The sequence below is a fragment of the Kitasatospora saccharophila genome, from assembly GCF_039529925.1.
Classification (GTDB): domain Bacteria; phylum Actinomycetota; class Actinomycetes; order Streptomycetales; family Streptomycetaceae; genus Kitasatospora; species Kitasatospora saccharophila.
In genome coordinates, this window is the sequence record NZ_BAAANS010000003.1 from 179,864 (window position 1) to 205,830 (window position 25,967).

The 25,967-nt window shown below is 75.3% G+C and carries 20 protein-coding genes; 9 read left to right on the plus strand and 11 right to left on the minus strand.

All coding sequences use genetic code 11. The annotated features are described in order from the left end of the window. Positions 1–306 precede the first annotated feature (306 nt). Complete coding sequence (locus ABD345_RS03875) at positions 307–1,137, minus strand: helix-turn-helix transcriptional regulator (RefSeq protein ID WP_344550264.1); 831 nt, start codon at positions 1,135–1,137, stop codon at positions 307–309. 232 nt (positions 1,138–1,369) lie between these two features. On the opposite strand from ABD345_RS03875, the gene ABD345_RS03880 reads away from it, so the two are divergent. After that, positions 1,370–2,149, plus strand: coding sequence for an SDR family NAD(P)-dependent oxidoreductase (locus ABD345_RS03880; protein ID WP_344550265.1), 780 nt, complete (start codon positions 1,370–1,372; stop codon positions 2,147–2,149). A gap of 279 nt (positions 2,150–2,428) precedes the next feature. Here ABD345_RS03880 and ABD345_RS03885 read toward each other — a convergent pair whose 3' ends face one another. The 5 genes from ABD345_RS03885 to ABD345_RS03905 all read right to left on the minus strand — a co-directional run bounded on the left by ABD345_RS03885 (position 2,429) and on the right by ABD345_RS03905 (position 9,704). Then, positions 2,429–2,923, minus strand: a complete 495-nt coding sequence (locus ABD345_RS03885) for a hypothetical protein (protein ID WP_344550266.1) — start codon at positions 2,921–2,923, stop codon at positions 2,429–2,431. Between the two features lie 58 nt (positions 2,924–2,981). Further along, complete coding sequence (locus ABD345_RS03890; RefSeq protein WP_344550267.1) at positions 2,982–5,984, minus strand: ABC transporter substrate-binding protein; 3,003 nt, start codon at positions 5,982–5,984, stop codon at positions 2,982–2,984. Between the two features lie 87 nt (positions 5,985–6,071). Continuing rightward, entirely contained in the window at positions 6,072–6,614 is a 543-nt protein-coding gene (tpg, locus tag ABD345_RS03895) for a telomere-protecting terminal protein Tpg (RefSeq protein ID WP_344550268.1), read from the minus strand. Between the two features lie 98 nt (positions 6,615–6,712). Beyond that, on the minus strand, positions 6,713–9,061 hold the full coding sequence (gene tap / locus ABD345_RS03900; RefSeq protein WP_344550269.1) for a telomere-associated protein Tap: 2,349 nt from the start codon (positions 9,059–9,061) through the stop codon (positions 6,713–6,715). Between the two features lie 190 nt (positions 9,062–9,251). Then, the gene (locus ABD345_RS03905) at positions 9,252–9,704 is read right to left on the minus strand and encodes a hypothetical protein (RefSeq protein WP_344550270.1); all 453 of its coding nucleotides are present in this window, start codon (positions 9,702–9,704) and stop codon (positions 9,252–9,254) included. A gap of 261 nt (positions 9,705–9,965) precedes the next feature. Here ABD345_RS03905 and ABD345_RS03910 point away from each other — a divergent pair, with 261 nt between their 5' ends. Continuing rightward, positions 9,966–10,511, plus strand: a complete 546-nt coding sequence (locus ABD345_RS03910; RefSeq protein ID WP_344550271.1) for a hypothetical protein — start codon at positions 9,966–9,968, stop codon at positions 10,509–10,511. Positions 10,512–10,819: 308 nt separating this feature from the next. Here ABD345_RS03910 and ABD345_RS03915 read toward each other — a convergent pair whose 3' ends face one another. Next, positions 10,820–11,170 (minus strand): 5-carboxymethyl-2-hydroxymuconate Delta-isomerase, encoded by a 351-nt coding sequence (locus tag ABD345_RS03915; protein ID WP_344550272.1) that lies wholly within the window; start codon positions 11,168–11,170, stop codon positions 10,820–10,822. A gap of 110 nt (positions 11,171–11,280) precedes the next feature. Here ABD345_RS03915 and ABD345_RS03920 point away from each other — a divergent pair, with 110 nt between their 5' ends. The 3 genes from ABD345_RS03920 (at position 11,281) to ABD345_RS03930 (ending at position 15,982) form a co-directional block, all read left to right on the plus strand. Then, complete coding sequence (locus tag ABD345_RS03920) at positions 11,281–12,336, plus strand: SCO2583/SCO2584 N-terminal domain-containing protein (protein ID WP_344550273.1); 1,056 nt, start codon at positions 11,281–11,283, stop codon at positions 12,334–12,336. 159 nt (positions 12,337–12,495) lie between these two features. Next, positions 12,496–13,320 carry an ABC transporter ATP-binding protein gene (locus ABD345_RS03925; protein ID WP_344550274.1) on the plus strand — a complete coding sequence of 275 codons (825 nt, stop codon included), beginning with the start codon at positions 12,496–12,498 and terminating at the stop codon, positions 13,318–13,320. Between the two features lie 91 nt (positions 13,321–13,411). After that, on the plus strand, positions 13,412–15,982 hold the full coding sequence (locus tag ABD345_RS03930) for an FtsX-like permease family protein (RefSeq protein WP_344550275.1): 2,571 nt from the start codon (positions 13,412–13,414) through the stop codon (positions 15,980–15,982). A gap of 322 nt (positions 15,983–16,304) precedes the next feature. Here ABD345_RS03930 and ABD345_RS03935 read toward each other — a convergent pair whose 3' ends face one another. From ABD345_RS03935 to ABD345_RS03945, 3 genes are all read right to left on the minus strand, one after another. Beyond that, positions 16,305–17,759, minus strand: a complete 1,455-nt coding sequence (locus ABD345_RS03935; RefSeq protein ID WP_344550276.1) for an oxygenase MpaB family protein — start codon at positions 17,757–17,759, stop codon at positions 16,305–16,307. A gap of 239 nt (positions 17,760–17,998) precedes the next feature. Beyond that, the gene (locus ABD345_RS03940) at positions 17,999–18,850 is read right to left on the minus strand and encodes a DUF4253 domain-containing protein (protein ID WP_344550277.1); all 852 of its coding nucleotides are present in this window, start codon (positions 18,848–18,850) and stop codon (positions 17,999–18,001) included. A 159-nt stretch (positions 18,851–19,009) separates the two neighbouring features. Beyond that, on the minus strand, positions 19,010–19,831 hold the full coding sequence (locus ABD345_RS03945; RefSeq protein WP_344550278.1) for a GNAT family N-acetyltransferase: 822 nt from the start codon (positions 19,829–19,831) through the stop codon (positions 19,010–19,012). Positions 19,832–20,159: 328 nt separating this feature from the next. Here ABD345_RS03945 and ABD345_RS03950 point away from each other — a divergent pair, with 328 nt between their 5' ends. Further along, positions 20,160–21,206, plus strand: coding sequence for a C40 family peptidase (locus tag ABD345_RS03950; protein WP_344550279.1), 1,047 nt, complete (start codon positions 20,160–20,162; stop codon positions 21,204–21,206). A 19-nt stretch (positions 21,207–21,225) separates the two neighbouring features. Here the strand turns inward: ABD345_RS03950 and ABD345_RS03955 are convergent, their stop codons facing one another. Continuing rightward, positions 21,226–22,194 carry an EamA family transporter gene (locus ABD345_RS03955; RefSeq protein ID WP_344550280.1) on the minus strand — a complete coding sequence of 323 codons (969 nt, stop codon included), beginning with the start codon at positions 22,192–22,194 and terminating at the stop codon, positions 21,226–21,228. A gap of 81 nt (positions 22,195–22,275) precedes the next feature. Here ABD345_RS03955 and ABD345_RS03960 point away from each other — a divergent pair, with 81 nt between their 5' ends. The 3 genes from ABD345_RS03960 to metX all read left to right on the plus strand — a co-directional run bounded on the left by ABD345_RS03960 (position 22,276) and on the right by metX (position 25,945). Continuing rightward, positions 22,276–23,157: a LysR family transcriptional regulator gene (locus tag ABD345_RS03960; protein ID WP_344550281.1), complete on the plus strand. Its 882-nt coding sequence runs from the start codon at positions 22,276–22,278 to the stop codon at positions 23,155–23,157. A 293-nt stretch (positions 23,158–23,450) separates the two neighbouring features. Further along, positions 23,451–24,770 (plus strand): bifunctional o-acetylhomoserine/o-acetylserine sulfhydrylase, encoded by a 1,320-nt coding sequence (locus ABD345_RS03965; protein ID WP_344550282.1) that lies wholly within the window; start codon positions 23,451–23,453, stop codon positions 24,768–24,770. A gap of 38 nt (positions 24,771–24,808) precedes the next feature. Then, positions 24,809–25,945: a homoserine O-acetyltransferase MetX gene (gene metX / locus ABD345_RS03970; RefSeq protein WP_344550283.1), complete on the plus strand. Its 1,137-nt coding sequence runs from the start codon at positions 24,809–24,811 to the stop codon at positions 25,943–25,945. Positions 25,946–25,967 lie beyond the last annotated feature (22 nt).

A 25,967-nucleotide genomic window follows, 5' to 3' on the forward strand; every position in this document is an offset into this window, starting at 1 on the left:
AACCTTTACTGTCATTCACCAAGTGGATCCGACCCCGCCCGGCGGGGCGGTTCCGACACGTCCGACCGGCCTCCACCAGGCCGGAAGCCGCGAATTCCGAAAACGGAACCTGATATTCAGCGGCATTTCCCGGCGGATGGAACCGAATGCCCACCGGCTTTCCGTCCGGCCCTATTGACGGAGTGGTCCAGACCTTTCTAGCCTCCAGGTGGGAACCGCGACGAACGGCCGCCCCGACCGGGAGACCCCCGGCAGTGGCCGACCGGCGCAGTGCTCGACCCACGCAGTGCTCAGCCGACGCAGTGCTCAGCCGACGAGGGACTGCGTCCCGATCACGCCGAGCAGGGCGAGGCGTTCGGCGTCCCGGGTGCCGGGCTCGGCCGTGTAGACCATGATCCGCAGGTCCTCGCCGGTGACGTGCAGCACGTCGCAGTCCAGTGTCAGCTCGCCGACGACGGGGTGGTCGACCGTCTTGCGCGCGCTGCGGTGGGGCGCGGCGGGCGCCCGCCGCCACAGCTCGTCGAACTCGGGGCTCCCGGTCCGCAGCGTGGCGACCAGCCGGCGCAGGCGCGGGTCGTCCGGGTAGCGCTCGGCGGTCGCCCGCAGGTCGGCGACCTGCTGGACCCGCAGCGCCCCCATCGACTCGGGCGTGTGGCGCACCCGCGAACCGGAGCCCAGGAAGGTCCGCCACACCCCGTTCAGGTCGTCGCCGTGCCACTCGCCCATCAGCGCGGTGTACAGCGGGTTGGCCAGCAGTTGGGTCCAGGTGGCGTCGAAGACCGCGACGGGCGTGCCGGTCAGCCGGTCGAGCATCCGCTGCACGCCGGGGGTGATCCGCCCGGAGACCGCCCCGGGGCCGGGCGGGACGAGGCCCGCCAGTTCGAACAGGTGGGCGCGGTCGGCGTCGCCCAGGCGCAGCGCGCGGGCCAGCGCCTCGACGACCTGCCCGGACGGGTGCGCCGACCGGCCCTGTTCTAGGCGGGTGACGTAGTCGACCGACACCCCGGCCAGCTGCGCCAGCTCCTCGCGCCGCAGTCCGGCGGCCCGGCGCCGACCGCCGACGGGCAGCCCCACGGACTCGGGGGTGACCAGTTCGCGCCGGCGCCGCAGCGCCGCGCCCAGGGGTGTCGTCGGCATGTGTCCAGTGTGCCGAACGGGGGCGGCCCCGGTGGCCGCGCGTCCTGGTACCGGCAGTACCAGGACGGCGGGTCCGCTGTCTGCGGGCCCGGTTCTCCCGCAAGGTGGAACCCGTGGCGGGGACGCGGTCCGGCCAGCGCCCGACGGCCCCGGAGAGCGGCCCGCCGGACCCCGCACCCCGAACGACGTCCGAACTCCCCCGGACGGCGTCCCTCGAACCCAAGGACCCCAGATGAGCAACCGCCTCGCCCTGGTCACCGGCGCCACCTCCGGCATCGGCCTGGCCTTCGCCGAACGCCTGGCCGCCGAGGGCCGCGACCTGATCGTCGTCGGCCGCACCGAGGAGCGGCTGCACGCCTTCGCCGCCGCCCATCCGGACGTCGAGGTGCGCGCGATCGTCGCCGACCTGTCCACTCCCGCGGGCATCGACGCCGTGGCCGCCGCGGTAGCCGACGCCCCGCTGGACCTGCTGGTCAACAACGCCGGCGTCTCGCACTACATGCCGCTGGCCGAGCTGCCCGCCGAGCGGGCCCGCGAAGTGGTCAACGTCAAGGTCCTCGCCCCCACCCTGCTGACCCGGGCGGCCGTCGGCGGGATGCTGGACCGGGGCCGCGGCACCCTGCTCAACGTCGCGGGCATGATCGCCTTCAGCGGTCCGGCCGGGCCCGAGGTGATGCCGCGCCGGGCCGTCTACGCCGGGAGCCTGGCCCACCTGGTCACCATGACGCAGGCGCTGGCCGCCGAACTGGCGGGCAGCGGCGTGAGCGCGCACGTGGTCTGCCCGGGCGTCGTGGCCACCAACTTCCACACCGTCCAGGGCCTGGACCTCAGCGCCGTGCCCCGGATGAGCGCCGAGGACCTGGCCACCGGCGCACTGGCCGGCATCGCCCTGGGCGAGACCGTCATCGCCCCCGGTGTCGAGGACCGGCGCCTCCTGGATGAGGTGTTCGCCGCCGACCTCGCCGCCTTCGCCGGCCAGCGCCCCGCCCTCGCCACCCGCTACCGCGCCTGAACCGGCCCTTGACGCGGCGGCTCCCCGGACCGGCCCCGCGCCCCCGGATCCGGGGGCCGCGCCGGTACGACCCGGCCGTGCCCACCGGGTGCCGCGCTCCGAGCTCCGCCCCTGGAGGGGTCCTGATCTGCTCGCTCCTGCTCGGGGAGGAGCCGGACCCGCTGCGGCAGCAGCTCTCCGATCGCCGGACGGGCGGGCACTGGCGGACGCCCGGAGCCGGGCCGCCCGGAACCCGCCCGCCGCCGCCCGCCGTTGTCGGGCCCTCAGGCCCTCAGGCCGTCAGGCCGTGCCACCGGCGGTTCCGGCCCCGAGCTCCACCCGGTTCCCGGTGACGGCCGCGACGAGGTCCCCGAGCCCGCACTCGATGCCGGCACCGTCGATCGGCTTGAAGTCGCCGACCAGCCCTGCCGTTGCGGCGATGTCCGACGGGTGGAAGCTCCACCCTTCGACACCGCTCCACCCCGCCTCCACCGTGACCGGGCCGCCGCCACCGCTCGACACTCGCAGCCAGCCGGTGTACTCGTCGGAGAAGTCGAACGGCAGGAACACCCTTCCCCCGGTGCCGAGTTGAGGCAGCCGTTCGAGCTGCTCCAGCCACTGGTCGAGCAGCCGGACCAACCCCTGGGCGATGTCCGCCCCCGCCCGGGGCGAGTCGTCGATGGCGAGGTAGTACGAGTCGCACTCGTGGCGCCAGCCGCCGAGCTCCAGCAGGAGGTCGCCGTGGCAGCCGCGGTCCGTGGTGCGGGAGAGGCGGAGCGGGACACGAACGGTCATGCCCCGCACCCTACTTCCGTCGCCCCATTCGGTCGCGGTCGACCGCCCTCGACCGCCCTCAGTTGCCGTCGGAGACGCCCAGCGCCTGGAGGTCGACGCCGCCGTAGGCGTCGGTGACGTAGACGTTGGTCAGCCGCGGATTGCGGTAGTTCAGCGCGCGGCTGACGGCGTACGGCAGGTAGTAGGCGCCGTCGGTGACCTTGTGGTTGATCTTCCGGTAGAGGTCGGCGGCCTTGGCCTGGTCGGTCTGTCCGGCGGCCTGGTCGAACCAGCCGTTGATCTCGGGGTCGTTGATGCCGGGGAAGTTGTAGTTGCCGGTGTCGCGGATCCGTCGGCCGTCGGCGATCTCCTGGAGGAAGGCCCCGCCCGCCGGGTAGTCGGCGCTCCAGCCGGACATGATCATCCCGTAGCCCTTGGCCTTGACGGTGCTCGGCGAGCCGATGGTGGCGGACAGTTCGGAGGCTTGGTAGGTGTCGATGCTGACGCTGATGCCGACCGCCTTGAGCGAGTTCTGCAGGGTCAGCGCCGCCGCCTGCTCCTTGGGGCTGTTGGCCCGGACGGCCATCGTGACGGGGAAGCCGGCCGGCTTGCCGCAGGCGGCCAGTTCGGCCTTGGCCTTGGCCTGGTCGGGTCGGCCGTCCCGGAGCCCGTACGGGTCGTACTCGTCCCAGCCGGTCGCGGTCGGCGGGAGCATCGAGCCGGCCGGTTCGCCGCTCTCCGGGCCGCCGCGCGCGGTCTGCAGGGCGGTGGTGTCGGCCGCGTACAGCACGGCGTTGCGGCAGTGCTGGTTGTCGAACGGCGCGACCGCCGGGACGAGGGCCACGTAGCGCAGGGCGCCGGTGGCCGGGTCGTCGGCGTTCGCCTTCAGCGCGGGGTCGGCGAGCACCCGGGCCCGGGCGGCGGACTGCAGTCCGGCCTGCGACAGGTCGAGGTCGAGGTCTCCGGAGAGCAGCCGGGAGTCGATCTCGTCGGCGCTGGTGCCGACGGTCAGCCGGATCCGGTCCGGCAGCGCCTTGCGCAGCGGGTCGCCGGCCTGGTCCCAGGCGGGGTTGCGCTCCAGCTCGTAGCTCTTGCCGGTCTGCACGGCGCGGAACTTGTACGGTCCCGAGGAGACCGGCTTCTCGGCGTACTTGTCGCGGGTGTCGGCGCCCTGCGGGACGGGGGCGGTGGCGCCCAGGGTCAGCAGGTAGGGGAAGTCGGCGTTCGGCTTGGCGAGGGTGAACACCAGGGTGAGGTCGTCCGGCGTGCGCACCGACCGCAGGCCCAGCTTGTCGGGGTCGCCGTCGCCGTACGGGCCCCGGTAGCCCTGGCCCTGGTCGAGTTGGTCGACCAGCAGCGTCGGGCCGCCGTCCAGCGTCTCCTGGTCGAAGGACCGTTCGATGCCGTACTTGACGTCCTTGGCGGTGATCGGCGTGCCGTCCTCGAACTTCAGCCCGGGCCGCAGCCGGACGGTGTACGTCCGGCCGCCGTCGGAGACGTCCGGCGCGGCGGCGGCCAGGTCCGGCACCACGACGGTGCCGGCCCGGCCGGGCTTGCCGTCGTACGCGAACAGGGTGCGGACGTAGAAGCGCTGGAAGTTCCAGGCGTAGCCGTAGTAACTGCGCGCCGGGTCCAGCGAGTCCAGGTCGGTGGAGCTGCCGAGCTTGAGGGTGCCGCCCTTCCGGCCGGACGGGTTCAGCACCTGGTCGATCGCCGCGTCGTACGCCGCGGTGGTGGTGCCGGTGCCCCCGCCGCTCGCCCCGGGCGACGGCGGGAGCGAGGGCGACGCGGAGGTTCCGCCGCCACCGCCCGGGTCCTCCTTCTTCTCCAGCAGGTTCGCCACCAGGACGCTCGCCGGCACCACCGCGGCGAGCACCCCGAGGGCACCGAACAGCAGGATCCGGCGGCGCCTGCCGGGCCCGCCGGACGCGGCGGCCTGCGGGGAGGTCAGGACCGGCGGCAGCGGCGTGGCGTACGGGTTCGGGAACGGGGCCGGCGAGGCGTACGGGTTCGGGCTGTCCACCGGGACCGGGAACGGCACCGGCGCCGGGCCCGGGATCGGCGCCTGGACCTGCGCCTGCCCGTGGGCCGGGGTCGCCGTCGGCACGGGGGGCGGGGTGCTCGGGAGCGGCGGCGGGGCGAGCGGAACGGGCGGTGCCGGGGTGGCCGGCGCCGGGGCGGCCGGGAGCGGGGCGGCCGGGACGGCGTCGCGGACCGTTCCCTGGTGCGGCGCGGGGACGGGGACGGGCGGGGTCGCGGGGGCCGGCCGGGCGGCCGCGGTGAGTGTGCGGACGGCCTGTTCGGCGTTCAGCCGCAGCCCGGGGTCCTTGACCAGCAGGCCGAGCAGCGCCGGGGCGAGCGGTCCGGCGTGCCGGGACGGCCGCGGCGGCTGGGTGAGGATGGCGACGTAGAGGGCGGTCAGGGTACCGGCCGCGAACGGGGCTTCGCCCTCGACGGCGGTGTGCAGGGTCGCGCCCAGCGACCACAGGTCGGAGGCCGCGCTGGCGGGCTTGCCGTCGAGCTGCTCGGGCGCCATGTAGGCCGGGGTGCCGAGCAGCGTGCCGGTGCTGGTGAGGGACATGGTGGCGTCGGCGATGCTGGCGATGCCGAAGTCGGTGAGCACCACGCGGTTGCCGCTGAGCAGGATGTTGTCGGGCTTCAGGTCCCGGTGGACGACGCCCGCGGCGTGCGCGGCGCCCAGCGCGTCCAGCACGGCCAGGCCGATCTCGGCGACCCGGGGCGCGGGCAGCCGGCCGTGGTCCCGGACGGTGGCGGCCAGCGAGGTGCCGACCACGAACTCCATCACGATCACCGGGGCGCCGTCCTGCTCCACCACGTCGAACACCGTGATGATCCCGGGGTGGTTGAGTCCGGCCGCGACCCGGGCCTCCCGCATCACCCGCTGGAGCAGCAACTCGCGCTGCTCCTCCTCCAGTCCGGCCGGGAACAGGATCTCCTTGACGGCGACCTCGCGGTGCAGGGTCTCGTCCCGGCCCCGCCAGACGCGACCCATTCCGCCCCGTCCGACCGGCTCGATCAGCCGGTACCGCCCACCGATCAACTTGCCGTCCGCGTCTGTCACGGCGCACAGGCTACCGGCCCCCGCTGACCGCCCGGGCGATCATGATCTGTTCGTGACCGGCGGCCGGCCCGGGGAGGTGACGGCGGCTCAGAGCTCCAGTTCCAGCCAGCCGAGGTCGTTGATCTCGGCGGTCAGGCCGTCGGCCCGGCGGCCCCGGTCCTTGAAGTAGTGGTCCTGGAGGGCGCCGGCCAGGATCCGCTGCTGCGCGGCCTCGCTCGCCCCGGCGTCCCGGGCGGCGTACAGCTCGCGGGCGACGTCGCCGGGCAGGTGCTGGGTGATCAGCCGTTCGCGCGGGTCGTCCGTCGAGCCGCCCGCCGCGCTGTAGCCGAACCGGGCCTGGATGTGCAGCATGAAGCCCTGCTCCTCGGCCCGGCGACGGACCCGGCGGCGGACGCCGGGCTGCCAGGTGGCCCGCACCCGCTCCTCGATCCGGCGGGCGGCGTCCGGCTTGGGGGCGATGGTGCCCTTGAGCCAGCGCTGCACGGTCCGCTGGGAGACCCCGAGTTCGGCGGCGACCGCCCGGGTGGAGCCCTTGGCCCGCTTGACCAGGTACCGGACCCGGGCGGGCACGGTGCGCGGGATCGGCTTGGTCCGCTCGACCCGTTCGAGTCCTTCGTCGATCTCCCCCACGGGGCGTCACTTCCTCGCTGCTGGACCGGAGCGGTTCGTTGGTCGGTGGATCTGTCGGCGGTGGATCTGTCGGCGGTGGTTCTGTCGGCGGTGGTGGATCACTCGTCGGCGGAGACCAGGCCGCCGGTCTTGATGTGCCGGGCCGGGTTGGCGCCGTCGGCGATCAGTTCGCGGACCTCGGCGAGCGGCCGGCTGCCCTCGAACTTGACGTGCCCGGGCGAGACGCCGAGCCGCAGCGCGGTGCTGAGGCCGCCGTCGGGGCGGCGCAGCACGTCCGGCGCGGACGGCCCGGGGGCGGCGAAGACCGCGCAGTCGGAGAGCACGGCGAACGGCGGGGTGCCGAGTTCGGCGTGCAGCCGGACGAGTTTGCGGTGCAGGTTGACGGTGGCGGTGTCGATCACCAGGGCGCGCACCAGCGGGTCCCAGGTGGGGCGGTCGAGGGCGGCCCAGCGCTGGCCGGGGCGGTAGCCGAAGCCGCGCGGGCGCTCGCGGAACTTGCCGATGGTGCCCTTGGCGGTCTGCTTGATCGCGCCGAGCACGGCCAGTTCGGCCGGGTCGCCCCCGCCGAGCGCGGCCATCGCGTCCAGGAAGGCCGCCGGGTCCCGGTCGGCGAGGTCGAGCGGGACGCCGAGCGCGGCCATGGTGTCGACGTACGCCTGCCGCAGCCGCTTGTGCCACGGGTCGAGGTAGGGGCCCGACTCGTGGCGCAGCCAGCCCTCGCTGGGACGGACGTCGGCGCCGAGCTCGACGGCGTAGGCGAGCTTGGCGGTGCTGTACCAGGCGGGGCCGGTGGGCGCGCCGCCGTCGGCGGTGAACGGGTTGGGCAGCAGCGGGTCGAGGACGAGGCCGCTGAGGTCGGCGCGCCAACTGCCGGGGGTCTTCTTGTCGAAGACCGGGTTCAGCTCGTGGACCGGCTCGGAGAGCGGGACGTTGAGCCGCCCGGCGGCGGCCAGGAAGGCCATGTTGACGTCGAGGCCGACGGCGAACGGCGCGGCCTGCTCGCGGTCGGTGAGCGGACGGTGCCAGTCCCAGGCTTCGGTGACCAGGACGGCGTCGTCCTCGCGCTCGGCGGCCAGCGGGTGCTCGTCCGGCACCTCGGGCGGCGCGGCGTCGAACGCCCGGGAGCGGGAGCCCTCCACCGGGCCGGACGTCCAGCCGCTACCGGTGCGCACCGGCCGGGTCGGCGGGCGCAGCGCGGTGACGAGTTCCAGCCCGGAGACGGCGGTGGAGCCGCGCGGGGTGTGCACCCGGGTGGCGTACGTGCCGAGCAGGCGGGCGAGTTCGGGGGCGGCGAGGCCCGCCGGGAGCTTCCAGCCGCCGCCGTCCAGCGCGCCCCACGGGAGCACGCACAGCTGCACGCACTGGCGGCGTCCGGCCTCGGGCTCGCGGTAGATCCGGGCCCAGGGGCCGAAGCCGCGCCGGGTCAGCTGCCAGCCGTCCTTCGCCAGCGCCTTGACCTGCTTGTGGGTGTCGGGCAGCCGGCCGAGCCGGGGCACGTACTGGGTCTTCTCGTCGCGCCCGGCGGGCGGCAGGCCGAGTTCGGTGGCGGCGGCGTCGGTCAGCACCACCAGCGGGTCGCCGTCCTTGCCGTAGCGGTGCAGCCGCGCCGATCCGAGGCGGGCCGCCAGCGCCCACTCCAGCAGACCGGCCACGCCCGGCCCGGTCGGCGGTTCCCCCGCCAGCTCCGCCCCGTCCGCGCCGTACGCCACCAGCCCGCGCCCGTCCGCCGCCACCTCCACCACGGCCAACGGCCCGCCGGGGAACCGCGCGGCGGCCGCCTGCTCCCAGTCCTCCGTCTCCACGGCCTTGCGCGCCTTCCCGCCCCCGCTCCGGGTCGTCCCGCCCGTCCCCCGCCCGACCGCGGCCTTCGCCACCGGCCCGGCGACGGGCGCGGGTGCGGCCACGGGCGCCGGAGCGGGCGCGGCCACCGGAGCGGGCGCGGACCCGGCCACGGGCGGACGGCAGAAACCGCCCAGGTGCATCGGCCTGCCCTGCGCGCGGTACACCGACGGCTGCCCGCACTGCACGCACGGCGCGGCCGCGGCCATCACCAACGAACCGTCCGGATGCTGGTCGAGCATCACCGCCGGCCCCGGCCCGGGTTCCGGCTCCACCGCGACCTCCGGCTCCGGCTCCGGGGTCGGCTCCGGGGCCGGGGCCGCCTCGGGCTCCGCGGGTCCCTCTCCGCCCTCCTCCGCCCCGAGTTGCGCGGCGATGCCCTCCAGCAGGCGTGCGTACGCGGCGCGGCCCTCGCCCTGCGGGTCGCGGCGGCCCTGCTCCCAGGCGGTGAGGGTGCTGGTGCTGATGCCGAGGGCCTGCGCGGTCTCGGTCTTGCCCAGGCCGTACCGCACGCGCAGGCGTTCGCGTTCGGCCGGTTCGGGCAGCGGGACGGCCCGCCGGGGGCCGGATCCGAGCAGGGCGCCGATGGCGTCCGGGGTGCCGGTCACCTCACGCCTCCTTCGCCCGCGGAACGCCGGTCGAACCGGTTCCGCTCCCGTGCCACACTGCCGGGCGGGGGCCACACATCGTGCCGCTGCACCTCTTCTTGCATCCTGCCGAACGATCGAACTCCCGCTCAACATAGACACGCCCCGAGCAGCGGCACAAGCAAGGCCGCCCCGGGCCGCCGCTCCCGCGCTACGCACCGACCGCGGCGACCCGGACCGGGAACGGCCGCGGCTCCCCTTCGGCCTCGTCATCGGGATCCCGCAGTTCGTCCAGGTGCACGACACCCGGGTCCTCGTCGGCCAGGTACCCCTCGACGATCGGCTCCAGTTCCTCCACCGGGTAGTACGGACCGCCGAAGGGCAACCGGTCCGGTCCCACCGAGCCGGTGGAGCAGCGCAGTTGACCGGCCAGCTCGTCGTGCCAGACGTAGAAGGTGGCGGGCCCGTCGTAGGGCGGGTCCGCGATCCGCCGCCGGATCCCGTCCGCGGTGCCCCGGAACGCGGCGACCACCTCGGCGACCGGCGGGGCGGGCCCGTCGTCCGGGCCGATCCACCAGGTGTTGGTCTCCCACCCCTCCGGCGGACGGTCGGGGTCGAGCACCAGCGGTTCGTCCGCCACTTCGGCGATCCAGGTCAGCAGCATCCCGCGAGCATGCACCACCGACCGCCCACCCGACACGCCGATTTCCCGGCCCCGCCGGGGACCGCGCCGCGCCGCCCGACCACCGCCCGAACTGCTCGCTCGCCTGTTCACCGGGTGAAACCCACCACCCCGCAGTGACGCTTCAACACCGAACCGTCGCGCTGAGTGAGGAAAGCCGCCGCTCGGGTGACGGACCGTCATGAAAGCCGGGCGCCCGCGTGCCCGGCCCGCCCGGGTCTCGTTGGGTGGGACATGGAAAAGATGATCACTCGCGCCTCGGCCGGACTGCTCCTGCTGGCCGTCACCGCGAGCCCCGCGAACGCGGCCACCGCCCAGCGCTCCGGCGCCCACCTGGTGCGCGGACAAGGCGTCGCCGCCTGCCCGGCCGACGCGTTCTGCCTCTACGAGCACGAGAACTACAACGAACAGGAGCCCGGCCGGATTTGGGTGTTCGAACAGGAGAAGCGCACCGCCACCCCGCGGCTGGACCTGACCCGCACGGGAGTGCTCGGATTCGGACGCTCGGCGGTGGCCAACGACAAGGACTTCGTCACCATCCGGCTGTCACCCAACTCCTGCTCCACGGTGCACAACCCGGCCCGCGACTGGGAGTACCTGATCTTCCTCCCGGGCAGCGGCTACCCGGAACGCACCGCCCGCGTCCCCGACCTGAGCCGGGCGAAGGGCATCCACCACACCGCGCGGGAGGTGGACGAACAGGGCCGCCAGGTGATCTCCGGACGCACCCTCGACCTGGACGACCGGGCCCGCTGCCTGCTCTTCGACGAATCCACCCCCGGCCTGTGACGCACTGCTCGTGACGCCCCGGCCGTGACGTCCCGCCAGTCGGTCCCCGCCTGATCCCCGTCGGTGCCCCGCCTGACCCCGCAGACCCGCCCGGTCCCCTTCCCTCCCCTCCCGCCGTCCCGCCCCGGCCCCGCCACCGCCGCCCGGCGGGTGCCGTCCCCGGCCCGTCCGAGCTTCCCCTGCAGCCGCCTCCCCTGCCTCCGGCCGAGGAAAACGATCCGGCCCTTCAGGCGGGGTGGGTCAACGGTCGACCGATCGACCCCACCTCGCGGGGCCCGGCGCCCCGTCAGGAGCACCGGACCCGTCCCTCACCGGCCGGGGTGGTGGACGAACACGTAGCTCTCCCGGTCCAGTTCGGTGATCTCCACACCGAACGCGGCCGGCACCCGGACGTACCCGCGCAGCAGATCGGTCACCCGGGCCGAGAGGGTGCCCCTGGCCTCGGCGCTGCGGCCGGCCAGGATCTTGATCTCCACCAGCACCACGGCCTCCGTCGAGGCACCGTCACCGACCAGGTGCCGCGCGGCCGGACGCACCAGCGTCTTGCAGTCGGCCGCCCGGGTCTCGATGACCTCGGGAATCAACTGGTGCACCTCCTTGGCGAAGCCCAGCACGTCGAATTCCAGGCCCGGCGAGTGGTCGATCAGGATCTGCGGCACCGCAGTCGTCCTCCCCGGACGGCGGGCCCCACCGGGACCTTCCCGGATCGCCGCGTCCGTGATCCAGAACATAGTCCCGCGACGACTCTTCCGGCGGGCATACTGGCGCAATGCCCGACCGCCGCCCGCCCGATGCCATCGAGCCCCCGGACCCGTTCGAAGGTCTGGTCCTGGACGAGGACTTCGTCCGTGCCGCCACCGTGAACGAACCGTCCGCCCGGGCCCGGATGCTCGCCGAACGCTGGCGCCGCGAACCCCCGGTCGACCCGGGCGGCCGCCGCTGGCCCGTGGACGGCCCGGCCCGGGCCCGCCGGAACCGCTCCACCGGGCGGTCCGGGCGCTTCCTCCGCCTCCGCCGGCCGCGCCGCCGCGACGGCGATCCGCTCGGCACCCGGTTCCGCACGCTCAGCCGGGGCGAGCGCTGGACGGCCGTGCTCGGCACCCTGATCGTCCTGCTGGTGGTCGGCGGTCTGCTGTTCGGCCCGAACCGGGCGCACACCCCGCAGGTCACCGCCGCCGGCGCCCGGCCGGGCAGCCCCCGGCCCGCCGCCGACCGGGCACTTCCGGACGGCGGCACGTTCGCCGGCAGCAAGTGCGGGCAACACGGCTACCACCGCTTCCCGGCCGCCGCCGATGCGGTCCCCACCGGGGAGTCCACCGGCCCCTGGCTGCGCTTCGCCTCCTACGGGTACCGGCAGGCGGGCGCCGACCAGCCCGGCGAGTTCGTCTTCGACCTGCAGCTCGGCTCCGGCTCGGACACCGCTCTGGCGCTCCCCGCGCCGCTGGGCAGCGCGGGCGTGGCGGTCGAGATCGAGGGGCCGAACGGTGTGGTGGCCGCCGCCTACGGGCTGACCGGCGCGGTGGAGGACGCCGCCCACACCCCCGACGGCCGGGGCTGGCTGGTCACCGGGGCCGGCGCCTCGGTCCACGTGGTGCTGCCCGCCGCCGCCCTCTGCCCGGGCGTCGACGCGCAGGCCCTGGCCGCCGGTCTGACGCCGGTCACCGACGACCACCGCACCATCACCGGGCCCGCGCCCTACACCCTCACGGTGTCGGTCGCCGACCCCGAGATCGCCGAACTGCGCCGCATCGCGGGCGCGGAGCTCCACAGCGAGGTACTGGCCGCCACCAACCAGTTGCCGGCCTCGGCCGCGAAGCCGGTCTGACCGACGGGCGCACCGGGGGCTGCCCGCCCCACGGGGGTGGGGATACCCCCACCCCGAAGCCACCGGCCGCCTTCATGGCGGGTGACCTGCGAGTTTCCTAGCGTTGACGGTGTCCCGGAGCGAGACCGCCGGGGCGCCGTCTCCGAGGAAGGCTCCACCATGTCGCCCCGCCTGCGCCGTTCCGCCTCCGGCCGGCCCGCCCCGTCCGCCGCCCCCGGGCCCGCCCGGCCCGCCACCGGGGTGCCCGCCGTGGAGTTGCGCGCGGTGCGCCGCAGTTACGGGCGCGGCGCGAACGCGGTGCGTGCGCTCGACGACGTCGACCTGGTGCTCGAAGCGGGCACCTTCACGGCCGTGATGGGACCGTCCGGCTCCGGCAAGAGCACCTTCCTGCAGTGCGCGGCGGGCCTGGACCGACCGGACGCGGGCCAGGTGTTCCTGGCCGGGCAGGAAATCAGCTCGCTCGGCGAGGACCGGCTGACCAAGCTGCGGCGCACCCGGATCGGTTTCGTCTTCCAGTCCTTCAACCTGCTGCCGTCCCTGACGGTCCTTCAGAACGTGCTGCTGCCGCAGCGCCTGGCCGGTCTGCGGCAGGACCGGGCCCGGGCCCGCGAACTGCTGTCCCGGGTCGGCCTGGACCAGCACGCCTCGCGCCGCCCCGGGCAGCTCTCCGGCGGCCAGCAGCAGCGCGTGGCGCTGGCCCGCGCGCTGGTCACCGGCCCCGACGTGATCTTCGCGGACGAGCCGACCGGCGCGCTCGACACCCGCAGCGCCCACGAGGTCCTCGGCCTCCTGCGGGACGCGGTGGACGGCCTGGGCGCGACGGTCGTGATGGTCACGCACGACCCGGTCGCCGCCTCCTTCTCCGACCGCGCGGTCTTCCTGGCCGGCGGCACCCTCGCCGGCGAGATCCGCCGTCCCGACCCGCGCGCCGTCGCCGACCGGATGCTCACCCTCTCCGCCACCCCCGCGACGGCCGCCGCATGACCCTCCCCCGCACGACTCTCCCCCGCGCGGTCCGCTGTCCCGGGCCCGCCACCGCCCGACCGACCGCCACCCGCACCCTGGAGCCGACCGCATGAGCAACGGACTGGCCCGCGCCGCCGTGCGCTTCCGCCCCGCGTCCTTCGCGGGAACGTTCCTCGCCCTGCTGTTCGCCTCCGCCGTCGTGACGGCCTGCGGCGTGCTGCTGCAGACCGGCCTGACGGCGAGCGTGGCACCCGTGCGGTACGCCGACGCACCGATCGTGGTGGCGGCGGACCAGCAGGTGAAGTCGACCGTCAAGCGCGGCGAGGACACCGAGACGATCACCCAGTCGCTCCCCGAACGGGCCCGGCTGGACAGCGGGTTGACCGCCACCGTGGCGTCCCTGCCGGGCGTCGACCGGGCCCTGCCGGACTCCGCGTTCCAGGTCTCGGCCACCGGCACCGGCCGGTCCGGCCCTTCCGAACCGGCCGGCGGGAACGGGCTGTCCGACGGTTCCGGGCTCACCGGCCGGGGCTGGGGCGCACTGGGCATCGCCCCGGGCGAGCGGCTGGCCGAGGGCCGGGCGCCCGCCGACGGGGAACTGGTGCTGGACACCGCCAGTGCCCGCGCCGCGCACCTCGCCCCCGGCGACACCCTCACTCTCACCACGCCTGCGGGCAGTGCCGCCTACCGGATCTCCGGCCTGGCCGAGGCGCAGCCCGGCTCGGCCACGGTGTGGTTCTCCGACTCCACCGCCGACCGGATCTCCGGGCACCCGGGCCGGATCGACGCGATCGTGCTGCGGCCCGCCCCGGGCACCGACCCGCGGGGCCTCGCCGACGAACTGCGCCACTCGCTGGACGGGCGGGCCCAGGTGTCGACGGACCGGCAGCGCGGCGCGGTGGAACAGCCCGCGCTGTACGGGGCCAAGGAGATGCTGACGGGGATCGGCGGGTCCTTCGGCGGGATCGCGGCCATGACGGCGGTGTTCGTGGTGGCCGGGACGATCGCCCTGGCGACCGGCCAGCGGGCCCGGGAGTTCGCGCTGCTGCGCACCATCGGGGCGACGCCCCGCCAGATCCGCCGGTCGATCGCCGCGGAGGCGGCGCTGGTGGCCCCGGTGGCCGCGGCGATCGGTGTGCTGCCCGGTCTGGCGCTGGCCCGCTGGTGGTTCGGCGAGTTGGTCTCGCGCGGTGCGGTGCCCCCGGACGTGGTGCTCGGGGTCGGCCCGCTGCCGGTGCTGGCCGCCGTCGCGGCGTGCACGGTGACGGCGCTGGCGGCCGGGTGGTTCGCGGCCCGGCGCAGCGCCCGGATGCGGCCTTCCCAGGCGCTCGGCGAGGCGACTGCGGGGCCGGGTCGCCCCGGGGTGGCCCGGACGGTGACGGGCGCGGTGTTCACGGCGGGTGCGGTGGTCTTCGCGGTCGTGGCGGCCAACCTGACGGGGGAGGCGGTGGCGAACACCGCGCTGGGCGTGGTGCTGTGCTTCCTGGTCTCGGTGGCGCTGCTCGGCCCGTGGCTGGTGCGCGGCGCGGTGGGCCTGTTCGGTGTGCTGCTGCGGGCGGGCGGGGCGCCGGCTTCGCTGGCCGCGGACAACGCCCGGGCCTCGTCCCGGCGGCTGGCTTCGGCGACCGTGCCGATCGTGATGGTGACGGCGTTCTGCGGCACGCTGGTGTTCCTGCAGTCGAGCCTGCAGCACACTGCGGCCGAGCACGTCCGCCAGGGGCTGACGGCCGACCTGGTGGTGACCGCGCAGCCCGGCCGCCCCGGTCTGCCGGCGGGCACGGTGGAGCGGGCCGGGCAGGTTCCCGGGGTGACCGCGGCGGTCGCCCTGCGGCCGACCGGGCTGGTGTACCAGCAGTCCGGCGACGTCCTGGGCACGGCCACCGCACTGGGCGTGGACGGTGACCCGGCGGCCCTGCCGTCGGTGCTGGACCTGGGTGTCACCTCCGGTTCGCTGGCCGACCTGTCCGGTTCCGCGGACACCATCGCGCTGGACTCGACGCTCGCCGACAGCCTCGGCGTCCGGGTCGGTGAGCGGGCCCCGCTCTGGCTCGGTGACGGCACCCGGGTCGAGCCGACGGTGGTCGCCACCTACGGCCGGGGCCTCGGCCTCGGCGAGGCGCTGCTCCCCGGTGCCACCGCCACCGCGCACAGCACGTCCTCCTACCCGACCCAACTGTTGGTCGCGCAGGCCCCGGGCACGGACCGGGCCGCCACCGCCGAGGCCCTGTCCGGGCTCGCCCCCGGCGGGCTGTCGGTGACGGACCGCCGGGGCTACGCGGCACAGGCGGACCGGCAGCGCGAACTGGGCGCTTGGGCGAACAACGTGATGGCTGCCGTGCTGGCGGGCTTCGCGGCACTGAGCGCCGCCAACACCCTGGTGATGACGGTGCTGGACCGCCGCCGCGAGATCTCCCTGCTGCGGTTGGCGGGCACCACTCGCCGCCAGGTCCGCGCGATGCTCCGCTGGGAGGCCCTGCTGATCGCCGTGATCGGCCTGGCCACCGGCGCCGCCATCGCCTGGACCACCCTCACCCCGATCACCCGCGCCCTCACCTCCTCCTCCCCCCACGTCCCCCTCGGCACGGCCCTGCCGCTCGCCGCCGGAACGGCCCTGCTCTGCCTCGCCGCCACCGCCCTCCCGGGCCGCGCCCTGCTCCGCTCCCGCCCCACCACCCGCTGACGGTCCTTGCACCGCCCCGCCCCCGGGCCATTGGGCCGTCCCCTCCCCCCTGTGGAGGGGACGGCCCAACGGTGTCGACGAACCTCTGCCGTCACTGCTCCGCCGGGTTCAGAGCGCGACCGGCCGGCAACTCCGCCACTCGATCCCGTCCAGCCTCCCACCCTCTCCGACGGCCGGCCGGCCCGCCCTCTCCGTCCGTCCTCCCGGCGCGCACGGGCTCCGTCGCACTGTGCAGTTGTCAAAGATCGGAACGCGGTGGCGGCCGCAGCGCTGCTTGCCCTCCCTCGTCGGCCATGACCGGCCCGGTCGCGGGGTCAGGCCGTCATGGTCGGCCGAGCAGCTGAGTGCCGGCGACGCTCTCCGTGCGGGCGGTGAAGAACTCGGTGAACCCCTTCACGAACTCCTCCTCGGTGATCTGTCCGTCCCCGTCGGTGTCCAGCTGACGGAAGCCGTGGGTCAGTTCGGCCGGGTGGACGCGGGAGCCGCCGAACAGGGTGCGGTACTCCTCGGCGTCCAGCAGGCCGCTGTGGTCGCGGTCGGCGGCGTGGAACATGGCACGGACGGCGACGTGCAGGCCCTGGTCGAGGTAGGCCGGGTCGCGGTCGGTGCCGGCCAACATGGCGGTGACGAACTCCTCGCAGGAGATCTCCCCGTTCCCGTCGGCGTCCATGGTGGCCAGCAGGTGGTGCCACCAGGTGTCGAAGGCCGCGTACACGGCGGATTCTCCGGCCCGGTCCAGTTCCAGCGGCCAGCAGATGTTGTGCGCCATCGCCTCGAAGTCGGCGGAGGTGAGCCGCCCGTCCCCGGTCTGGTCCATCACCTGGCGGTAGAAGGCGGCGATCCGCCCCGGCCGGTTGTCCCGGCGTGGTCGTGGCGTGCGGGCGCGGCGGGGTGCGGCGGCCTGCGGCGGCCGGGCCCGGTCGCCGCTGGGCAGCGTGCGGTAGCGCAGGTGGTCGGGCAGTTGCAGCGCCACCGTCCGGGCGCCGCGGTGGACGAGCCAGGAGAGCACCGCCGCGCCCCGGCTGCGCGGCAGGCCGAACTTGGCGCGGAACTCCGGTGGCAGGTCGGCCAGGGTGAGTGCGGTCAGGAAGCGGGCGACGATCCGGCGCAGCAGCGGCCAGGCGGGTCGCAGTCGGCCGAGGCGGCGCGGGGCGGGTGCGCGGGTCAGGACGGTGTACAGCATGTCCTGGGCGGCTTCGGTGAGTTCCAGGGTGTCCCGGATGGTGGCGCGGATGTATCCGGGGACGTCGGCGGCGGTGGGCGGGAACAGTTCGTCGGGGAGTTCGAAGGCGGTGCAGACCTCGCGGAACTCCCGGTAGAGCCGGTCCAGTTGGGCGGGGCGCAGCGGGCGCCCGGAGAGTGCCCGCAGGGCGGTCATCGCCTCGTAGAGGGTCACCAGCACCCAGACCCGGACGGCGGGGTCGAGCGCGGTGTAGGGGCGGCCCCGGTCGTCGGTGCCGGAGATCCGGTGGTGGCTCCGTTCGAGCCGCTGGATCTCCCGGCGCAGTGCCTCCCGGTCGGAGAAGAACAGGCGGCGGCCGCTGTCCATCGTGTGCTCGATCCGCCGCCACGGGTGGTTGCGGTAGGTGGACAGTTGGCTGACCCCGGCGCCGACCGCCGGATGCGCGTTCTGCAGGACCAGCAGCCGCCAGGCGACCAGCGCGATCCGCTGCTCGCCCAGGGTGCGGCGCAGCATCGAGTCCGCTCCGGCCCGTGCGGTGCCCGCCCCGGCCGTGCTCCCGGCGGCGTCGGCGTTCGTCCTGATCGTTTCCGTCATGGTTCGCTCCCCCCTGGGCGTTTCGGCCCGACCCGTACTGCTTTCGTCTCGTCGGCAACCCTAGGGGCCGCAGGGGCGGGAACCTTGTCCTCCGAAGACCAAACCACCCAGCGGGGCGAATCTTCGTGCGATTCTTCACCCCTGCGGGCGGACCACGATCAAGCGAAGTTGACGGTGGGTCAGGAGTGGCGCACGGGAAACCGGGAGGCCGCGGGGACGCGCCCGGCCGCGGGGGCCGGTCAGTCCCACCAGAACGACCACCGCTCCGCCCCGACCAGTCCGGCGGCGTACTCGGTGAGCGTGCCCGCGCCCTGGAAGACGTTGTCGGGACAGAACGCGAAGTGCTCGGCGGCGATCCGGAGCGCGCTCCCCGCGTCCTCGGGCGGGGCGGGCACGCTCAACTCCAGTTCCGCGAAGCCGGCCTGGACCAGCCGCGTGCCGTAGCGGCGCTCCCAGTCCAGCAGGACGGCGGACACCTTGGCGATGTCGTCCTCGTGGTTGACCGGGCCGCACCACCCGCAGGCGGTCAGCGCCTCGGCCCCGGTGGCGGCGGCGACCAGGCCGATCCGCAGTCCCGCGTCGCCCGCGCACAACTCCCGGGCGAGCGCCCGGGCCGCCCCGTCGGGGTCGCCGACGCTCCCGGCGGCGGGCGCGGTGCCGGGCCATCCGCCGAGGAACGGGGCGACGGAGCGCCCGAGTTCGGAGCTCTCCTGCGGGTCGAGCGATTCGCCGTCGGAGTCCACGAGCGTCGAGTACTCCCAGCCGGTGCGCAGCAGCGCGGCCGGGTCGTACCAGTCGGGCTCGCTGGCCGAGACGGTGCTGAGCTCGCCCGTCCCCCACGGCCGGAACTCCTCCTCCCCCGCCCGCAGCGGTGCGAGCAGCAGCGGCCACAGACCACTGCGCGGGTGCTCGCGGTGCAGTTCCTCCCACAGGCCGAACGGGGCGGGCCCGTCGCTCAGCCAGAGCACGGGGGCCAGGCCCTCCTCGTCCTCCCCGGGGCTGACCAGCCGTCCGGTCGGCAGCAGATCGGCCACGGCACTCGGGTCCCCGCTGGGCAGCAGACGGCGCAGATCGCGCTCGGCATCGGTCATGCGAACACGCTAGCGACCGCCGGTGACGATCCCCCGCCACCGCAGCGCCGTTTCCGTGCCGCACGCACCGCATGCCCGTACGCCCACCCGCTCGTCCGTCCGCTCGTCCGTCCGCTCCGCCCCGCCCCCGCCCCCGACCGCGGCCCCGGTCCCCTGCGGTCAGCGCTGCGCGGCCGCGTCGAGCGTCCGGTGTTCGAGCCCGAGCCGCCGGTAGAGCCCGATCGCCGGTTCGTTCCAGGCGTCCACCATCAGCGCCGCGCACGGCGAACGCCCGAGGATCCCGTCGAGCACCAGTCGGCAGGCCGCCGCCGCGTGCCCGCGTCCGCGCCCGTGCACGGGATCGCTGACGACCCCGGCGAGCAGGCCGACGGCGGGGGCGGGCCAGGCGTCGGCGGCGACGGCGGTCAGCCGTCCCGCCTCGTCCCGGACGCCCGCCCAGGCCCGGACGCCCGGGCGGTGCGGGTGGGCGTGCGAGGCGGGGAAGTGTCGGTCGATCAGCTCCGCGGCCTCGTCCAGTTCGCCGGGCGCGAGCCAGTGCGCGACGGCCCGGCCCTGACCGCCGACACCCTCACCCGCCGCCCGGCCCGCGAACGCGCCCGTCCCGACCGTCCCGACACCGACCGCCCCGACACCGTCGAGCGGCGACAGGCCGGCCGCGGTGCGCTGCATCCACCCGAAGCGCCCGCTGAGTTCGAGGCCCTCGCGGCGGGCGCAGAGTTCGGCGAGCAGCCCGGCGTCACCGAACGGGCGGTAGCTCGGGCCGACGAAGGCCAGCAGCTCGTCCAGCAGCGGCAGCAGGTCCTCGACGGGGCCGCGGACGGCGATCCGGTCGCGCCCGGAGAGGGCGGGGGAGGCGACGGCGACGGCCCGGCCGCGGGCCCAGGCGCGGGCGCCGCCGGTGAAGCCCTGGGCGGCCCAGACCAGCACGCTGTCGTCGTCGGTGGCGGTGCGGAGTTGTTCCTCCGCGGTCAGTTCGAACACGCACCCATTCTGCGCCGGGCCCCACCGGCCACCCCGCCCGGGGTGCCCACCGGGCTCACCGCCTGCCGCACCCGACGCCACCCGCCCGGAGCGGTCCGCGAGCCGTGCGGCGGCCGTTCGCCGACCGGTTCCCTCCCGCGTGACGCCCCGTGGGTCGACGCTCCTCCCGTGCCACCACCGGCTGACGAACGGTCAGCACTCCACCGGGACGGTCGGGTTCGACGGTGCGGGAGTGGACGCGGGGCCGGTATTTCATTACGGTCTGGCTTCAAACTCACATTCGTACGATCACTCGAACGAATGAGTCCGACCGGAAGAAGGAGCCTCGATGGCCTCCCACCGCCGTCCCAAGCAGCCGAGTCGCGCCCGGGTGGTCGCCCTCACGGGTGCCGCCGTGACCGCGGTGGCCCTCTCGGCTCAGGTCGGCGCCCAGGCGGCACCGGCCCAGCCGTCCAAGGACGAGGTCAAGGCCCAGGTCGACAAGCTCTCCGAGGAGATGGAGCAGGCCACCGAGAAGTACAACGGCGCCAAGGAGCGGGCCGACCAGCTGCGCCAGCAGGCCGGCCAGTTGCAGGACCAGGTGGCCCGGAGCCAGGAGCAGCTGACCGAACTGTCCGCGGGGCTCGCGCAGGTGGCCGCCGACGAGTACCGGCAGGGCGGTGTCGACCCGTCGATGCAGCTGATGCTCTCCGCCGACCCGGACCAGTACCTCGCCAAGGCGTCCTCCTTCGACCAGGCCGCCAGCACCCAGAGCGAGGTCCTCAAGGCGCTCAAGGACCAGCAGCGCCGCCTGGACCAGCAGAAGCAGGAGACCGCGGCGGTCCTGGCCGAGCTGGACGGCGAGACCCGGACGCTGAACGACACCAAGGTCGAGGTGCAGTCCAAGCTCGCCGAGTCGCGCCGGCTGCTCAACCGGCTCAGCGCCGCCGACCGGGCCGCGATCCTGGCGGACGGCGCGGGCGCCGCCTCGCGCGACTCCAGCCGGATCGACATCTCCACCCTCCCGAAGGCGAGCAGCGCCGCCGCCCAGACCGCCGTGGACGTCGCGCTCGACCAGCGGGGCAAGCCGTACGTCTGGGGAGCCCAGGGCCCGAACAGCTTCGACTGCTCCGGGCTGATGGTGTACGCGTACGCCCAGGCCGGCGTGCACCTGCCGCGCACCTCGCAGGAGCAGGCCGGGGTCGGCAGCAGCGTGGGCCGCGACTGGCACAACGCGCAGCCGGGCGACCTGGTGGTCTACAACGTGCACGGCGCCCAGGACCACGTCGCGATGTACATCGGCAACGGCACGGTGGTGCACGCGCCGAAGCCCGGGGCCCCGGTCCGCACCATGGCGGTCGACGCGCTGACGATCAGCACCATCCGCCGGGTCTGAGCCCGGTCCGCGCGCCCGCTCAGGCGCGGGCGACGGCCCGCCGTTCGGGCAGCTGGCCGGCCACGATCGAGGCCAGGGCCAGCGCGAAGCCCAGCAGTTGCACCGCACCGAGGGTCTGCCCCAGCAGCAGCGCACCGAGCACCGCCGCGACCAGCGGCGACAGTAGGCCGAGCACCGCGACGCCGGTGACCGGGAGCCGGCCGATGCCCTGGAACCAGAGCGCGTAGGTGAGCAGCCCGCCGACCAGGCCGAGCCACAGGTAGCCGAGCGCGGCCCGGCCGTCGACCGCCGGGGGCGCGCCCTCGAACAGGAAGGCGAGGGGCAGCAGGAACAGGCCGCCGGCGGTGAGTTGCCAGCCGGTCAGCGCGAGCGGGCCGACGCCCTCGGGGCGGCCCCAGCGCTTGGTGAGCGTGACGCCGAGGGCCATGGTGGCGGCGCCGCCGAGGCCGGCCGCCACGCCGACGGCGTCCAGTGCCGCGCTCGGTCCGATCACCACCAGTCCGACGCCGGCCACGCCGACCAGCCCCCAGCCGAGCCGCCGCGGGGAGAGCCGCTGGCGGAGCACCGGGACGGTGAGCAGGGCGACGATCACGGGCTGGGCGGCGCCGAGGGTGGCGGCCACGCCCCCGGGCAGGCGTTCGGCGGCGGTGAAGAGCAGCGGCAGGAACAGCCCGATGTTCAGCACGCCGAGCGCGGCGGCCTTGCCCCACCAGGCGCCGCGCGGCAGCGTCCGGGTGAGGGCCAGGGCGATCAGCCCGGCGGGCAGGGCGCGCAGCAGGCCGGCGAACATCGGGTGCCCCTGCGGCAGCAGTTCGGTGGTGACCACGTAGGTGGTGCCCCACACCGCCGGGGCGAGCGCGGTGAGGGCGGTGCGGCGCAGGACGCCGGTGCCCGGGCCCCGGCCGCTGCCGTCCCGGGGCGGACCGGCGGACGGGGAAGGGGGGTCGAGCGGGCTGGCGGTCGGGGTGGTGCCGGTGTTCGCTCTCATGTCCGGCAGTCTCGCCCCGGCCCGATCGATGAGTCCAACACATGCTTGTCAGCTCATCGATCTCGTTCCACGATGGATCGTATGGAACTCCAGCAGGTGCGCTACGTCCTCGCGGTCGCCGAGACGCTGAGCTTCACCCGGGCCGCCGAGCGCTGCCTGGTCGTGCAGTCGGCGCTCAGCCACCAGATCGCCCGGCTCGAACACGAGCTGGGCGCCCGGCTGTTCGAACGCACCAGCCGCAGGGTCCGGCTGACCTCCGCCGGTGAGGCTTTCCTGCCCGCCGCCCGGCAGTGCCTGGAGGCGGCCGAGCGGGCGGCGGCCGAGGTCGCGGCGGCGGTCGGCGAGGTGCGCGGGCGGCTCGCGGTCGGGCTGATCTCGACCGTCACCGCGGTGGACATTCCGGCCGGGCTCCGCGAGTTCCGCGGCCGGCACCCGCGGGTGCGGATCGGGCTGCGGGTCGGCGCCAGCAAGGACCTGGTCGAGCAGGTCCGCCGAGGGGCCCTGGACGTCGCCTTCCTGGGGCTGCCCACCACCTTCCGGCCCGAGGGAGTGACGGCCCGCGAGCTCGCCCGGGGCCGGCTGGTCGCCGCGGTCGCCCCGGACCACCCGCTGGCCTCCCGACGGCGGGTGCCGCTGCGCGACCTGGCCGCCGAACCCTTCGTCGACCTCCCGGCGGGCAGTGCGGGGCGGGCCCAGACCGACCTGGCGTTCGCCGCCGCCGGGCTGGTGCGCGACGTGGCCTTCGAGGTCGACGAGGCGTCCTACATCCCGCGCCTGGTCGGCCAGGGGCTGGCGGTGGCCATGCTGCCCGCCGCGTACGTGCCGCAGTTGACCGGCATCGCCGTCGTCGAGGTCACCGACGCGCCGACCCGGATCGAGACGGTGGTCTGGCCGCGCACCGGCCCCACTCCGGCGACCGCGGCCTTCCTCGCACTGCTCGGCATTCCGGAGGGCCCCGCCTGAACCGGCCCGCCCGACCATCAAGTCATACGGTCGGAAGGTCAGATGATGGCCCGTCAGGTCTCCGGTGCGTTGCGCCCCGTGTCCTCCCGTTGCCGCTTCCGCGATCCGCTGGCGGGCCGTTCGCGGCCTGTGCTTACCTGGCGCCGTGACCGTCCGGCGGCGCCGCGCCGCTCGTGCGGAAGGCACCCCGGGCCGCGCAGGCCCGCCGTCGGTGCCCCCTGCCCACCCTCCCGCGTCCGAGCGACGGCCCTGCGCCGTTCCCGCGGCACGCCCGTGATCCGTACAGGAGCAGCATGTCCGAGCAGAGCCCCGAGGCCGTTCCCGGCTGGTCGTTCGAGACCCGGCAGATCCACGCGGGCGCGCAGCCCGACCCGGCGACCGGGGCCCGGGCGGTGCCGATCTACCAGACCACCTCGTTCTCCTTCCGGGACACCGCGCACGCCGCGGACCTGTTCGCGCTCGCCGAGCCGGGCAACATCTACACCCGCATCCACAACCCGACCACCGACGTGCTGGAGCAGCGCCTCGCCTCGCTGGAGGGCGGCGTGGCGGCGGTCGCGGTGGCCTCCGGGCAGGCCGCCGAGACGCTGGCGCTGCTGACGGTGGCCGGGGCCGGCGACCACCTGGTCTCCTCGGCCTCGCTGTACGGCGGGACGTACAACCTGCTGCGGCACACCCTGCCCCGGTTCGGCATCGAGGTGAGCTTCGTCGAGGACCCGGACGACCTGGAGGCGTGGCGGGCGGCGGTCCGCCCGAACACCAAGGCGCTGTTCGCGGAGTCGCTGGGCAACCCGCGCGGAAACGTGCTGGACGTGCGCGGCGTCGCGGACGTCGCGCACGCCGCCGGGGTGCCGCTGATCGTCGACAACACCGTGCCGACCCCGTACCTGCTGCGGCCGCTGGAGCACGGCGCGGACGTCGTGGTGCACTCGGCCACCAAGTTCCTCGGCGGCCACGGCACCACCATCGGCGGCGTGGTCGTGGACGGCGGGAGCTTCGACTTCGGCGCCCACCCCGAGCGCTTCCCCGGCTTCAACGAGCCCGACCCCAGCTACCACGGCCTGCGCTTCTGGGACGCCCTCGGCCCGGGCGCGTTCGCCGCCAAGCTGCGGGTGCAACTGCTCCGCGACCTCGGCCCCGCGCTCTCCCCGCACTCGGCGTTCCTGCTGCTGCAGGGCGTGGAGACGCTGTCGCTGCGACTGGAGCGGCACACCGCGAACGCCCTCGAACTGGCCCGCTGGCTGGAGCAGCGCGACGAGGTCGCGGTCGTCCACTACCCGGGCCTGCCGTCCAGCCGCTGGTACGACGCGGCGAAGCGCTACCTGCCGCGCGGCGCGGGCGCGGTGCTCTCCTTCGAGCTGCGCGACGGCGTCGAGGCGGGGCGGCGGTTCGTGGACGGGCTGGAACTGTTCAGTCACCTCGCCAACATCGGGGACGTGCGTAGCCTGGTGATCCACCCGGCCTCGACCACGCACAGCCAGCTGGACGCCGAGCAGTTGGCGGCCACCGGCACGGCGCCGGGCCTGGTGCGCCTGTCGGTCGGGCTGGAGAGCGTCACGGACCTGCGGGCCGACCTGGAGGCGGGTTTCCGTTCGGCGAAGGGCGCGTCCTGAACGGCTCGGCGCAGCACGCCGTCCCGCCGCTCCCCGAGGTGTCCGCGGCACCGGCCTCCGGGGCCTGGCGGGACGGCGACCCGGTCGGCGGGCGGCGCTGGTTCGCGCTGCCCGGACCGCTCGCCCTGGAGGCGGGCGGCGTCCTGCCCGGCGCGCGGCTGGCCTACCAGACCTGGGGTGCGCCGCGCCCGGACGGCTCCAACGCGGTGCTGGTGCTGCACGCGCTGACCGGAGACAGCCACCTCACCGGCCCGGCCGGGCCCGGTCACCCGACGGCGGGCTGGTGGACGGAACTGGTCGGGCCCGGACGGGCGTTGGACACCGACCGCTGGTTCGTCGTCGCACCGAACGTGCTCGGCGGCTGCCAGGGGTCCACCGGGCCGTCCTCGGTCGCGCCGGACGGGCGGCCGTGGGGCAGCAGGTTCCCGTTCCTCACCCAGCGCGACCAGGTCGCCGCCGAGGTGCTCCTCGCCGACGCCCTCGGCATCGACCGCTGGGCGCTGGTGGTCGGCGGCTCGATGGGCGGGATGCGCGCCCTGGAGTGGGCGGTGGCGCACCCGCGGCGGGTCGGGGCGCTGCTGGTGCTGGCCACCGCGGCGGCCGCCTCGGCCGAGCAGATCGCGCACGCCTCCGCACAGGTGCACGCGATCCGCGCGGACCCGGGGTGGCACGGCGGCGACTACCACCACCTGCCGCCGGGTCACGGCCCGCACCGGGGCCTGGGGCTGGCCCGCCGCCTGGCCCAGATCACCTACCGCAGCGAACCGGAGCTCACCGCCCGTTTCGGACGCGCCCCGCAGTCCGGCGAGCACCCCTGGCGGGGCGGGCGGTTCGCCGTCGAGTCGTACCTCGACCACCACGCCGCCAAGCTCGCCCACCGCTTCGACGCGGGCAGCTACGTCGTGCTCAACCAGGCCATGAACGCGCACGACCTCGGCCGGGGCCGGGGCGGTGCCGCCGCGGCGCTGCGCCGGGCCGCCGTCCCGGCGCTGGTCGCCGCGGTCGACTCGGACCGGCTGTACCCGCCCGCCCAGCAGTCCGAACTGGCCGCGCTGCTGCCGGACGCCGACGCGCCGCGGGTGCTCTCCTCGCCGTACGGCCACGACGGGTTCCTGCTGGAGACCGGGCAGGTGGCGCCGCTGTTCGCCGAACTGCTGCCGACCGCCCACCGCTGAACCCCGGGCCGGGGCCCGCGGG